This is a genomic window from Janthinobacterium sp. BJB304 (assembly GCF_002735765.1).
GTDB lineage: Bacteria > Pseudomonadota > Gammaproteobacteria > Burkholderiales > Burkholderiaceae_D > Janthinobacterium.
Window position 1 is genome coordinate 47231 of record NZ_PDZN01000012.1, and the last position, 13494, is coordinate 60724.

Sequence of the window (13494 nt, forward strand, 5' to 3'; positions counted from 1 at the left end):
TAAACTTATACCATCGTGCGCGCACCGTCCGGCGCCGCGAACTTGGCCCCGGCTCAGCTCAACACGTTGAGCAAGCCATCGAGTCCCACAAAGTTCAGCGCCACGTCGGCTTGCGAGCGCACCACGGGCTTGGCGCGGAAGGCCACGGACAGGCCGGCGATGCCCATCATCTTCAAATCGTTGGCGCCGTCGCCCATGACGATGGCCTGCGATGGGGAAATGCCCAGTTCCGCGCACACGCGCTCCACCGTACGCTGCTTTTCCTCCGCGTCGACGATGCCCCCTAACACCTTGCCCGTCAGCTTGCCGTCGACGATTTCCAGTTCGTTCGCGTGCGTGTAGTCGAGGCCGAGGCGCTCTTTCAGGCGCTCGGTGAAGAAGGTAAAACCGCCCGAGACCAGCAGGGTTTTCAGGCCGGCCGCCTGCACGGCCGCCAGCATCTTCTCGGCACCGAGCGACAGCTTCAGGCGCTCGTCGTAGACGCGCTGCAGGGCCGAGGCATCGAGGCCTTCGAGCAGGGCCACGCGCTGCTTCAGGCTGGCCGCGAAATCGAGTTCGCCGCGCATGGCCGCTTCCGTGATGGCCGCCACTTGCGGTTTGAGGCCTTGCATGTCGGCGATTTCATCGATGCACTCGATGGTGATCAGCGTCGAATCCATGTCCATCGCCACCAGCTTGAATTCGGCAAGTTCGCGCTGGCCCATCATGTAGGTCGCGTCCAGCTGCGCCGCCTGGGCCGCCACTTCGATGGTGGGGCGCAGGGCTGGCGAATAGGCGATCTGCTCGCAGCGCACGGCATTCGGCCCGAGGCGCGTGACGGACGTGGGCGCGGCCAGCGCGGCGATGCGCTCGAGGCGGGCGCTATCGCCGTCGAGACCCTGCAGGATCAGGTTCATGGTGATGGTTGTGGTATTGGTCATGGGTCAGGCCTGCATAAATGGTCGAAATGGTCTACACCGTCAATTGCTTGATGGTGGTCTTGATCTGCGTCACGCGCGCGGCCAGGTCCGGCATGGCTGCCGTGATTTTCAGCTTGTCCTGGCCATGCAGCTTGATGTGGCGGTTCTTCTGGATCAAGCCGATGATGCGCATCGGGTCGATGGGCGGCTTGGCCATGAATTGCAGGGTGGCCGCCTCGCCATGCACGTCGATCTTGACGATGCCCACGGTTTTTGCCGCGATGCGCAGGCGGTGCGTCTCGACCAGGGCCCTGACGGCGTCGGGCAGCTTGCCGAAGCGGTCGATCAGTTCTTCCTGGATATCGTCGATCTTCTCTTGCGTGGCGCAGTTGGCCAGGCGCTTGTAGATCGACAGGCGCTCGTGCACGTCGCCGCAGAAGTCGGCCGGCAGCAGGGCGGGCACGTGCAGGTTGATCTCGGTGGTCGAGGCCAGCGGCGCGGCCAGGTCCGGCTCCTTGCCGGCTTTCAGCGAGCGCACGGCTTCGTTGAGCATGTCCGAATACAGCTGGAAGCCGATTTCCGTCATCTCGCCCGACTGGCTCTCGCCCAGCACCTCGCCGGCGCCGCGGATTTCCAGGTCGTGCATGGCCAGGTAAAAGCCGCTGCCCAGTTCTTCCATCTGCTGGATGGCGTCCAGGCGGCGCTGCGCCAGTTTCGTCAGGCCCTGCACGTCGTGCACCAGCAGGTAGGCGTAGGCCTGGTGATGCGAGCGGCCCACGCGGCCGCGCAGCTGGTGCAGCTGCGCCAGGCCGAACTTGTCGGCGCGGTGCATGATGATGGTGTTCGCCGTCGGCACGTCGATGCCCGTCTCGATGATGGTCGTGCACAGCAGGATATTGAAGCGCTGGGCGACGAAGTCGCGCATGACCTTTTCCAGGTCGCGCTCGTGCATCTGGCCGTGCGCCACGGCGATGCGCGCCTCGGGCAGCAGTTCCGTCAGCATGGCCAGGCGGTTCTGGATGGTTTCCACCTCGTTGTGCAGGAAGTAGATCTGGCCACCGCGTTTGAGTTCGCGCAAACATGCTTCGCGGATGATGGCTTCGCCCTCGCTGCGGACGAACGTCTTGATGGCCAGGCGCTTTTGCGGCGCCGTGGCGATGATGGAAAAGTCGCGCAAGCCTTCCAGCGCCATGCCCAGGGTGCGCGGGATCGGCGTGGCCGTCAGGGTCAACACGTCCACTTCCGCACGCAAGGCTTTCAAGGCTTCCTTCTGGCGCACGCCGAACCGGTGTTCCTCATCGATGATGACGAGGCCCAGGCGCGTGAATTTCACGTCGTCCGACAGCAGTTTATGTGTGCCGATGACGATGTCGATGGTGCCGTCGGCCATGCCCTTGAACGCCTGCGTGATCTCCTTGCCTGTGCGGAAGCGCGACAATTCCGCGATACGCACGGGCCAGTCGGCGAAGCGGTCGGCGAAGGTTTGCGCGTGCTGCTCGGCCAGCAGGGTAGTGGGCGCCAGGATGGCCACCTGCTTGCCTCCCATGACGGCGATGAAGGCGGCGCGCAGCGCCACTTCCGTCTTGCCGAAGCCGACGTCGCCACAGACGAGGCGGTCCATCGGCTTACCGGACGTCATGTCCTTGATGACGTTGTGGATCGCCTCGGCCTGGTCCGGCGTCTCGTCGAAGCCGAAGCTGTCGGCGAAGCGCTGGTAGTCGTGCGACGAGAATTCGAACGAGTGGCCCTGGCGCAGCGCGCGGCGCGCGTACAGGTTGAGCAGTTCGGCGGCCGTGTCGCGCACCTGTTCGGCGGCGCGCTTCTTCGCCTTTTCCCACTGGCCCGAGCCGAGCGAATGCAGCGGCGCGTCTTCCGGCGAGGCGCCCGAATAGCGCGAGATCACATGCAGCTGCGATACGGGCACGTACAGTTTCGTGTCCTTCGCGTACTCGAGGTGCAAAAATTCCGTCTCGCCTTCGCCCAGGTCCATGCTGGTCAGGCCCATGTAGCGCCCGATGCCGTGGTTGATGTGCACCACGGGGTCGCCGATTTTCAGCTCGGACAGGTCGCGCACCATCGACTCGACCTGCGTCACGCCTTCCTGTTTCTTGGTGCCGACCCGGCGGCCGGAACCGGCATACAGCTCCGTCTCGGTGATGAAGGATAGATTTCCTTCCGGCGTAAACAGCTCGAAACCCGCGTGAAGCGGCGCCACGCCCAGCATCAGCTTGGCGTCGGACTGCAGAAAACCGTCGCTGCCTTCCACCGGTGTCAGCTGCAGGTCGTATTCGCTGAAGTACTGCTGCAGGGTTTCGCGGCGGCCGTTCGATTCGGCGCAGATCATCACGCGGCGGCCCGCTTGCAGCAGATAGCTGCGCAGGTTGGCCAGCGGGTCGTCGGCGCGGCGGTTGACGGCGATGTTGGGAATCGGCGCCGACAGTTCGGACGCCAGCGCATCGTTCGATTTGGCAATCGCCAGGCGCGGGTAGGGCTTGGCCAGGCCGAAGAACTGCTCGTCGGACAGGAACAGCGACTCGGGCGGCAGGATCGGCCGCTCGCGGTCCGCCTTCAGGAAGCGGTAGCGCGACTGGGTATCGGTCCAGAAGCGGCCGATGGCGGCGTCGATCTCGCCCACCAGGGCCAGCGAGGCGTCGGGCGGCAGGTAGTCGAACAGGGTCGCCGTCTGCTCGAAGAACAGGGGCAGATAGTATTCGATACCGGCCGAGGCAATGCCGCTGCTGATGTCCTTGTAGACGACGGAGCGCGACGGGTCGCCTTCGAATTGCTCGCGCCAGCGGTTGCGGAAGGTGGTGCGCGCCGCTTCGTCCATGGGAAATTCGCGGCCCGGCAGCAGCCGCACTTCATGCACGGGGTAGAGCGAGCGCTGGGTGTCGGCGTCGAAGGTGCGGATGGTTTCGATGGTGTCGCCGAACAGGTCGAGCCGGTAGGGCAGGGCGGACCCCATGGGGAACAGGTCGAGCAGGCCGCCGCGCACCGAGTATTCGCCCGGCGACATCACTTGCGACACATGGCTGTAGCCGGCCAGGGTCAGCTGCGACTTCAGGCGCGCCTCGTCCAGCGTTTCACCCTTCTTGAAGAAGAAGGTGTAGGCGGCCAGGAAGGACGGCGGCGCCAGGCGCACCAGCGCCGTGGTGGCAGGCACAATCAGCACGTCGCACTGGCGCGTCTGGATTTCGTGCAGGGTGGCCAGGCGCTCGGAGACCAGATCCTGGTGCGGCGAAAAGGCGTCGTAGGGCAGGGTTTCCCAGTCCGGCAGCAGATGGCAGCGCAGTTCCTTGCCGCCAAACCACGGGATTTCATCGAGCAGGCGCTGGCCGTCGCTGGCCTGCGCCACCACCACGGCCAGCATCTGGCCCCGCGCTTTCAATTCCAGTGCGGCCAGCGCCAGGGCATAGGCGTCGGATGAACCATACAGGGCGGGCAGCGCGTAGCGGTTGCCGGGCTTGGGGAGGGCTTTCGTTAAGTCTAAGGACATGCAGGCGATGACACTAGTGGCAGAGGCAGTTGAGTGGAACAGCTGTGATGCGCGCCGCGCCGCCAGTGACGGCGCTGACAGGCGAGATTATAGACCATCGCCCGCACCTCCGCGCTTGAGAAAACCGTCGCGAGCGGCAGCGATTTGTGGTCAAGAAGCGCAGCCGTACGTTAGTACGGTGAGCATCGCAGGCCGCAAGGCGCGACGCGCAGCAGGTTTTATCCTGCGCGGACATTCGCAATGCCGAACGGAACATGCACCATCGGGATGGTTCCGCCCGCCGATTTCAGGTGGCTCAACTGGTCGTCGAAGAAGATATGCGGCTTGAACACGGACAGCACGCGCGATTTGTCCATGCCGCCGAGGAAAAACGTCTCGTCGGCCGCCACGCCCCAGCTTTTCAGGGTCGTCACGACCCGTTCGTGCGAGGGCGCGTTGCGCGCCGTGATGATGGCGATGCGCAGGATCTTCTTGTAGCCGGGGTCGCGCCGCTGCGCCTTTTCTTCCAGGCGCTGCATGGTGGCCAGCTTCTGGAACAGGTCGGCCAGCGGGCCGGGGCGGTGCGGCGTGCCCACGTTCAGGGTTTCATGGGCGTGGAATTCATCGACGTCATTGTTGCGCTTGAACACGGTTTCCGCCTCGTCGTCGGCGATCACGCCGTCGAAATCGAAAGCCACGCGCAGTTCCTCGTCGTTTTCGTCGTCTTCCGTGCGCGATGGCAGCACCAGGCCGGCCGGATAGTTGCAGGCCAGCGCGCTGCGCACGTCGTCCTCGTTCGCGCTGAGAAAGAGCGAGGCGTTGAAGGCGGGCAGGTAAGGGTAGGGCGACTTGCCCGTCATGAAGGCGGCGCGCGAGATATCGAGGCCGTAGTGGGCGATGGAATGCATGACGCGCAAGCCCGTTTCCGGCGAATTGCGCGAAAACAGCACCACTTCCACGGGCGACTGGCGCGGGTAGTGCTTGTTGATGTTCAGGAAGCGGCGAATGAAGGGGAAGGCCACGCCGCGCGGCAGGACCGTGTCGATATGCGCTTCCTGGTATTTGCGGTATTCCTCGGGGCCGCTGTCGAGGTAGACCTGGTGCGATTCGGCCAGGTCGAACAGGGCGCTGGAAGCGACCCCGATCACCAGTTTGTGTTCGATAGGATAAGCCATGGTCTGCCTGTTGTTTGCTTGTTGCTCATCTTATACGACTATCAACTGCGTAGCCAATAGTGGCGTATCGGGATTTTTTGCACCAAAGCGGGGCGCCAAGCCGTTTTTTCTATCCCGTGTGCAATACACGCCACAGTAAAGAAAGAAATCTTGTTTTGTATCAAGTATGTAGCAGCCAGCGCGCCCGTTTTCCACTATGCTTTCACTTATGAAATCTCGCCAATTGTAACGAAGCGTACGCCCTATCCCCGCCACCTTTATACAAGTGTCAGCTGTTTTACTCGAACATGCCAGCCCCAACCTCGCCAGCAGTCGTCGTGACTTTATAAAGGACCTAGCCATGTTTAAGAATTTACTGATCAAATGGAAGCTGGCGACGCTCGTTGCCGTGATGATGGTGGCCTTGCTGGTGGTGGGCATCAGCGGCTACACGGGCATCGCCACCGTGGGGACCGCCGTCAATGAGATCGGCGTGGTGCGCCTGCCGTCGATCCAGGGCCTGATGATGATGAACGAGGGCCAGACGGCCGTCGCCGCCGCCACCCTGACGGCCGCCATCTATGAAAACAATTACCAGGCACAGGACAAGTTCGCGGAAGCGCTGCAGCTGCGCACCAAGGCCTGGAGCAATATCGAGGCAGGCCGCAAGCTGTACGAGCCGCTGCCGCAAACCCCCGAGGAAGCCGTGCTGTGGAAGCGCTTCCTGGACGAATGGGCGGCCTGGAAGGGCGATGACGACAAGGTGCGCGCCATCCTGCGCCAGCTGGCCGACAACCGCGACGAGCCGCGGCAGAAAGAGCTGTTCGTGGCGTTTTACAAGCAGTACCAGGATTCGCGCAGCCTGTTCAGCAAGGCCGAAGCCACGCTCAACGAGATCATCAAGCTCAATAACGGCGTGGCCGATGCCAGCGTCAAGGAAGGCAGCGCGGCCGTGATCCGCTCGGAAAGCCTGATGGTGATCCTCGGCTTGCTGGCTTCCGCGCTGGGCATCGGCTGCGCCGCCTACATCACGCGGGCCATCACGCAGCCGATCAATTCGGCCGTGAAAGTGGCGCAAACGGTGGCCTCGGGCGACCTGACCAGCCACATCGAGGTGCACACAACGGAAGAAACGGGCCAGCTGCTGCAGGCGCTGAAAGATATGAACTCCAGCCTGGTCAGCATCGTCGGCCAGGTGCGCAGCGGCACGGAGACGATTGCCACGGCCTCGTCGGAAATTGCCAGCGGCAACCTGGACCTGTCCTCGCGCACGGAAGAGCAGGCCAGTTCGCTGGAAGAGACGGCATCGTCGATGGAAGAGCTGACGTCGACCGTGCGGCAGAACGCCGACAACGCCCAGCAAGCGAATCAGCTGGCGCTCTCCGCCTCGGGCGTGGCCGTGAAGGGCGGCGCCGTGGTGGGCAAGGTGGTCGAAACCATGGACGCCATCAACGACTCGTCGCGCAAGATCGTCGACATCATTTCCGTCATCGACGGCATCGCCTTCCAGACGAATATCCTGGCCCTGAATGCGGCCGTGGAAGCGGCGCGCGCGGGCGAGCAGGGACGCGGCTTTGCCGTGGTGGCCACCGAGGTGCGCAATCTGGCGCAACGCTCGGCGGCGGCCGCCAAGGAAATCAAGACCCTGATCGGCGACTCCGTCGTGGCCGTCGACACGGGCAGCAAGCTGGTGGCCGAGGCGGGCAGCACGATGGCCGAAATCGTCTCCAGCGTGCAGCGCGTGACGGACATCATGGCGGAGATCAGCCTGGCGACGCAGGAGCAAAGCTCGGGCATCGACCAGATCAACCAGGCCATCGGCCAGATGGACCAGGTGACGCAGCAAAACGCGGCCCTGGTGGAAGAGGCGGCCGCTGCAGCCGAATCCTTGCAGGAGCAATCGGGCCAGCTGGCCCAGGTGGTCAGCGTCTTCAAGCTCGATGGCGCACAGGCGCCGGCCGCGCGCGTGAAGCCTGCCGCGCCGCGCGCCGCGGTGGCCAGCGCCGCGCCCAGGCGTCCCGCAACGGGTCCGGCATCGCCTCCCGCATCACGTCCCGCTGCAGGCCGCCCGGCCTTGCGCGCCGTGCCGTCCCAGCGCCAGAGCGCATCGCGCGACGACGAGTGGGAAGTGTTCTGACGGATTGACGGATTGACGGCGCCAGGATGCGCTGACCGGACGGCCGCCCTGTGCGGCCGTTTTTGCATGTGCGCCCAAGCCCGCACTGCGGTTACTACTTACTAAAAAAACAGCGTTATAAAAATAGCTGTTTTGTCATCTAAGCAAATCTTTTCAAAACTTAACGCGACATTGCTTGTGAGATAACTCACACTGCCTGCCGTACCACCCTTGTTCCCGCCTCGGCCACATCCCGGCTGACCCCTCCGCCTGCTGCGTCCAGCCATTCGTGGCAGGCGGCAGCCATTGCCGTCAGCCTTGCATGCGAGCCCGGCGCGGTGACCGATGATGCACCACATTGAAGGATGCGAATAATGATGGCAAATATGAAAATCGGCACGCGCCTGCGCTGCTCTTTTGCGTTGTTGACCTTGCTGCTGCTGGCGACTGCCGCGCTGGGCATGTTGCACCTGTCCAGCCTGGAGCTGCGCATGCGCGACGTGATCGATGACAAGTATCCGAAAACCGTGCTGGCCAACGACATCATCAAGAATGTCAACATCATCGCGCGCTCCTCGCGCAACCTGCTGCTGATGACGGAGCCGCAGCAGCTGGCGCAGGAGCGCGCGAGCATCGCCAGGGCGGGCGCGGACACGGAGCAGCGCCTGGCGCAGCTCGAACGCATCGTGCTGTCGGAGCAGGGACGCGCGCTGATGGCGGCCGTGACGCAGGCGCGCGCCACCTTCAACGAGGGCCGCGACAAGGTGCTGGCCCTGCTCGAGGCCGATGCGCGCGACGAGGCGGCGGAGCTGCTGCTCGGTACCGTGCGCAACGACCAGCTGCGCTACATGGCGGCGCTGGAAACCTTGATCACGCACCAGCACGACCGCATGGAAGAGGCGGGCGCCCAGGTGCACGCAGAATATCTGTCGGCGCGCACCATGATGCTGGCGCTGAGCGCCCTGGCCATCGGTTTCTCGCTGGTGACGGCATGGCTGGTCACGCGCAGCATCGTCCATCCGCTGCGCCATGCCTTGACCGTGGCGCAGACCGTGGCCGCCGGCGACCTGACATCGACCTTCGGCCGCCACGGCGGCGATGAAACGGGCAAGCTGCTCGACGCGCTGTGCATCATGAACGGCAACCTGCTCGAGATCGTGCAGCGGGTACGCAGCGGCACCGACACCATCGCCACGGCCTCGTCGCAGATCGCGGCCGGCAATAGCGACCTGTCGTCGCGCACCGAGGAGCAGGCCAGTTCGCTCGAACAGACCGCGTCGGCCATGGAGGAGCTCAGCTCCACCGTGCAGCAGAACGCGGACAATGCCCGCCATGCCAGCATCCTGGCCGTCGAGGCGGCGAACATCGCCGGCGCCGGCGGGCAAGCCGTGGGCCAGGTGATCCACACGATGGACGCCATCAGCGCGTCATCGTCGCAGATTGCCGACATCATCGGCGTGATCGACATGCTGGCCTTCCAGACGAATATCCTGGCCTTGAACGCGGCCGTGGAAGCGGCGCGCGCGGGCGAGCAGGGGCGCGGCTTTGCCGTCGTGGCAACGGAAGTGCGCAGCCTGGCGCAGCGCAGCGCGGCGGCGGCGCGCGACATCCGCGCCCTGATCGCCAATTCCACCCAGCAGGTCGACGCGGGCGCGGCCCTGGTTGCACAGGCCGGCGCCACCATGCAGGAAGTGGTGGCGGCCGTGGGGCGCGTGAGCCAGATGGTGGCCGACATCACGGCTGCCAGCGCCGAGCAAAGCACGGGCATCGGCCAGGTCAGCCAGGCCGTCGTGCAGATGGACGAAGTGACGCAGCAGAACGCCGCCCTGGTGGAGGAAGCTGCGGCCGCGTCGCAATCGCTGGAAGGCGAGGCGGCGAACCTGCTGCAGGTGGTCAGCGTGTTTCACCTGCAGCAGGGGCCGGCGCACGCCTTGCCGCGCCGGAGCGCGCCGGCCGTGCCGCGCCTGCTGGCCTAGTGGCGCGCCTGGCAAGGTTCTGGCACGGCCCGCGCACGCGGGCGCTGCTGTGCGCTGCGCTGGCCGTCTGCCTGCCGTTGGGCATCTGGCTGGACGATGCGCAGCCGCGTCACGTGGCGCTGGTGGGACTGGCGGCGCTGGCGCCGGGCTGCGCCATGCTGTGGCGGGCGCTGAATGGGCGCGGCGGCACGCGCATGGTGTCGGCGCGCAGCCGCGAGCTGCAGGCGCGCCTGGACAGCGCCATCGGCGACGGCGAATTCTGTTTTCACTACCAGGGCAAGTTTGATACGGCGCAACTGCGCCTGGTGGGTCTGGAAGCGCTGCTGCGCTGGGACCACCCGCGCCACGGCCTGATCTACCCGAATGCATTCATCGGCCTGGCCGAGCAGACTGACGCCATCGTCGCGCTGGGCAACTGGGGTATCGATGCCGCCTGCCGCCAGCTGGCGCAGTGGCGCGCGGCGGGCCTGCCCTTGGTGCCTGTCGCGGTGAATGTCTCGGCGCGCCAGCTGTGCCAGTCGCACTTGCCGGACTTCGTGCTGCGCTGCCTGCGGCGGCACGCCATCGCGCCTGGCCTGCTGGAGCTGGAAGTGACGGAAAGCTGCTGCATCGACGACATGGCGCAGGCGACGCAGGTCTTGCGCCGGCTGCGCGCGCTGGGCCTGGCCATTTCGCTCGATGACTATGGCACCGGCCATTCGGGGCTCAGCCATGTCAGGATGCTGCCGATTCACACCATCAAGATCGACCGCTGCTTCATCCGCGACCTGGGCAGCGCAGGCAGCGCAGATAGTGACACTGTGATCGTCGCCTCGACCATTGCGCTGGCGCGCGGCCTGGGCTTGCAGGTGCTGGCCGAAGGCGTGGAAAACGGCGAGCAGCTGGCGCGGCTGCGGCGGCTGGGCTGCCCCCAGGTGCAGGGCTTTTACCTGCACCGCCCGGCGTCCGCGGCCGACGTGGCCGCACTGCTGGCCGACGGTGCGCCGGCCGGCCTTGTAACAGTGCCGAAACATGGCGCCATGCGGCCTGGCGTGGATGCTCAGTAAAATATGGCCACTGCAAGCCGCATGCTTTAACACTTCTCCCCCACGCAAGAATGATAAACAGTCCCGTCCCGGCCTATGTCTTCGGCCCGTTTCGCCTTTTGCCGCTAGAACGCGTGCTGTTCGAGGGCGATCGCGCGCTGCGCCTGGGCAGCCGGGCCATGGACTTGCTGCTGGCCCTGCTGGAGCGCGCCGGCGACATCGTCGACAAGCATGAACTGGTGGCCATCGTCTGGCCCAATGCCGTGGTCGACGACGCGACCTTGCGCGTGCACCTGGCGGCGCTGCGCAAGGCGCTCGGCGATGGCCGCGATGGCCAGCGCTACATCACCACCATTCCCGGGCGCGGCTATGGCTTCCTGGCGCCGCTGGCGCACACGGGCCAGCCGGCGCCCGGAACGGCGGGCGTCGAGCCGCGGCACAACCTGCCCGTCATGCTGACGCGCATGCTGGGCCGCGCCGAGGCGCTGCAAACGATGGCCAACCAGCTGCTGCAATTGCGCCTGCTGTGCATTGCCGGTCCGGGCGGTATCGGCAAGACCACGCTGGCTGTCGTCCTGGCCACGCGCGTGCTGCGCCGCTATGCCGATGGTGTGTGTTTCGTCGACCTGGCGCCGCTGGACGAGGCCCGCCTGGTGCCGCTGGCGCTGGCCACGGCGCTGGGGGTGGCGGTGCCGGCCGGCGACGCCATGCCGGTCCTGCTGGCCTACCTGCGCCCGCGCCACATGCTGATCGTGCTCGATAACTGCGAGCACGTGATCGGCGCGGCCGCCATGCTGGCCGACGCCTTGCTCAAGGGCGCGCCGTTGCTGCACGTGCTGGCCACCAGCCGCGAGCCGCTGCGCATCACCAGCGAGCAGCTGCAGCGCCTGCCCGCGCTGGAATTGCCGCCGGCCGATGCCGTGCCCGATGCGGCGGCGGCCCGGCATTTCGCCGCGGTGCAGCTGTTTTGCGAACGCTGCGCGGCCGTCGACGATGCTTTCGTGCTGGCCGACGCCGATGTGCCCGTGGTGGTGGACATTTGCCGGCGGCTCGACGGCATCCCGCTGGCGCTGGAGCTGGCGGCCGGGCGCATCGGCCATTTCGGCTTGCATGAATTGCGCCGCCAGCTCGACGACCGCTTTCGCCTGCTCACGCGCGGGGCGCGCAACATGCCCTTGCGGCACCAGACCCTGCGCGCCACCCTGGACTGGAGCTACTGCCTGCTCGACGCGCAAGAGCGCCAGGTGCTGCAGGCGCTGAGCGTGTTCAAGAGCCGCTTCCGCCTGGAGTCGGCCAGCGCCGTGGCGGGTTGCGACGTCTTCGACACGCTGGCCGATCTGGCGGCCAAGTCCCTCGTCAGCATCGAATTTTGCTGCCAGCACGTGTATTACCGCCTGCTCGACACCACGCGCGCCTATGCTAGCGCGCAGCTGGCCGCGGGCGGGGACGCCAGCGCCGTGCTGCGGCGCCATGCGCGCCATTGCCTTGGCCTGGCCGGACGCATCGCCGCCGACTGGGAGAGCATGCTGCCGGCGCACTGGAGCGCGCGCTACGGCCGCCATGTGGATGACCTTCGGGCCGCCATCGACTGGACCTTCGGCGAGGAGGGCGACGTGGCGCTGGGCGTGGCCCTGACCCTGGCTGCGCAACCCCTGTTCTATCAGCTGTCGCTGATGGATGAATACCGCGTGCGCGTCGCGCGGGCGCTCGAGTGCATGGCCGCGCAGGCAGTGGATGACCCCGACAGCGAGATGCAGCTGCATGCCTCGCAGGCGCACCTGCTGCTGCATACGCAGGGCGTCACCGGCACCATGCTGCGTTCGTTCCAGCGCGGTTATGCGCTGGCCATGCGCACGGACGATGACAGCCGCCGTGCGGAAGCGATTTGCGGCATGTGGATCTGCAGCCTGCAGCTCGCCGATTTCCAGCGCGCCGACAGTTACGTGGCCCAGCTGGCCCTCCTGTGCGAAGCGCGCGACGACACGGCGATGCGGCTGGTGCTGGCGCGCATGCGCTCGGCGGGCGAGTACTTGCGCGGACGCTACGCGGAGTCGGCGGCGCTGGCGCGCATGGTGCTCGCGCATCCCGAGGGCGCCGGGCAGCTTGGCTTCAACCACGCCTTGCTGGCCGATCACCAGGTTTGCCTGCGCGGCACGCTGGCGCGCTGCCTGTGGATGCAGGGCCGCCCCGATGACGCACTGGCGCTGGCGCGCGAGGCGGTGACGGTGGGTTTCGAGCACAATGGCGTCACGCTGTGCGTGGCGCTGGCCATCAATGCCATTCCCGTCGCCCTGTGGTGCGGGCAGCGGGGACTGGCGCATGTCTGGACTTGCCTGCTGTGCGAGCATGCGGCCCGCTATGGCTTGCTGTACTGGAGCGCCTGGGGCGCCGCCTACCAGCGGCTGCTCGACGCGGGCGATACGCTGACGGAATTTCCCTGGCCTGCCGTGCGCAGCTGGCCGATACAGATCGATTTGATGGCCACTCTGCACGACGCGGCTGCCGATAGCCAGGCGCTGCGGCGCGCACGCACGGGCCTGGCGCCATGGAGCGCGCCGGAAGTGCTGCGCCGCGACGCGAACCACCGCTGGCGGGCGCTGGCGCAAGACGATGCGGCCGGCCTGGAAGCGGTGCGCGTGCAGCTGGAAGAAGCGCTGCAGCTTGCCCGGGGCCAGCAGGCGCCGGGCTGGGAGCTGCGCTGCGCCACCAGCCTGGCGGCCGTGATGCAGGCGCAAGGCTACGGCGCCGCCGCGCATGCCATGCTGGCCCCGCTCCATGCCGGTTACCGGCAGGGGCGCGACACCACGGACGTGATGGCGGCAGCAGCTTTGCTGGCGCAGCTGGCTTGA

The 13494-nt window shown here is 66.2% G+C and carries 7 protein-coding genes; 4 read left to right on the forward strand and 3 right to left on the reverse strand.

Features of this window, described 5'->3' with window-relative positions; genetic code table 11:
- Positions 1–53: 53 nt before the first annotated feature.
- From serB to CSQ95_RS15620, 3 genes are all read right to left on the reverse strand, one after another.
- Positions 54–896, reverse strand: a complete 843-nt coding sequence (serB, locus tag CSQ95_RS15610; RefSeq protein ID WP_099410237.1) for a phosphoserine phosphatase SerB — start codon at positions 894–896, stop codon at positions 54–56.
- A gap of 55 nt (positions 897–951) precedes the next feature.
- Positions 952–4395 (reverse strand): transcription-repair coupling factor, encoded by a 3444-nt coding sequence (mfd, locus tag CSQ95_RS15615; protein ID WP_099410149.1) that lies wholly within the window; start codon positions 4393–4395, stop codon positions 952–954.
- Positions 4396–4613: 218 nt separating this feature from the next.
- Positions 4614–5549, reverse strand: a complete 936-nt coding sequence (locus tag CSQ95_RS15620) for a 5'-nucleotidase (RefSeq protein WP_099410150.1) — start codon at positions 5547–5549, stop codon at positions 4614–4616.
- 340 nt (positions 5550–5889) lie between these two features.
- On the opposite strand from CSQ95_RS15620, the gene CSQ95_RS15625 reads away from it, so the two are divergent.
- From CSQ95_RS15625 to CSQ95_RS15640, 4 genes are all read left to right on the forward strand, one after another.
- Entirely contained in the window at positions 5890–7665 is a 1776-nt protein-coding gene (locus CSQ95_RS15625) for a methyl-accepting chemotaxis protein (RefSeq protein WP_099410151.1), read from the forward strand.
- A gap of 353 nt (positions 7666–8018) precedes the next feature.
- Positions 8019–9620 (forward strand): methyl-accepting chemotaxis protein, encoded by a 1602-nt coding sequence (locus tag CSQ95_RS30295; protein ID WP_306532507.1) that lies wholly within the window; start codon positions 8019–8021, stop codon positions 9618–9620.
- Positions 9620–10666: a bifunctional diguanylate cyclase/phosphodiesterase gene (locus CSQ95_RS15635; RefSeq protein WP_257218063.1), complete on the forward strand. Its 1047-nt coding sequence runs from the start codon at positions 9620–9622 to the stop codon at positions 10664–10666. Before CSQ95_RS30295 ends, CSQ95_RS15635 begins: the two co-directional genes overlap by 1 nt.
- Positions 10667–10716: 50 nt before the next feature.
- Positions 10717–13494, forward strand: coding sequence for a winged helix-turn-helix domain-containing protein (locus tag CSQ95_RS15640; protein ID WP_099410152.1), 2778 nt, complete (start codon positions 10717–10719; stop codon positions 13492–13494).

Bases quoted from the DNA above. Each gene is read 5' to 3' on its own strand.
- serB (WP_099410237.1), bottom strand. From the start codon at position 896: ATGAACCTGATCCTGCAGGGTCTCGACGGCGATAGCGCCCGCCTCGAG.
- mfd (WP_099410149.1), bottom strand. From the start codon at position 4,395: ATGTCCTTAGACTTAACGAAAGCCCTCCCCAAGCCCGGCAACCGCTAC.
- CSQ95_RS15620 (WP_099410150.1), bottom strand. From the start codon at position 5,549: ATGGCTTATCCTATCGAACACAAACTGGTGATCGGGGTCGCTTCCAGC.
- CSQ95_RS15625 (WP_099410151.1), top strand. From the start codon at position 5,890: ATGTTTAAGAATTTACTGATCAAATGGAAGCTGGCGACGCTCGTTGCC.
- CSQ95_RS30295 (WP_306532507.1), top strand. From the start codon at position 8,019: ATGATGGCAAATATGAAAATCGGCACGCGCCTGCGCTGCTCTTTTGCG.
- CSQ95_RS15640 (WP_099410152.1), top strand. From the start codon at position 10,717: ATGATAAACAGTCCCGTCCCGGCCTATGTCTTCGGCCCGTTTCGCCTT.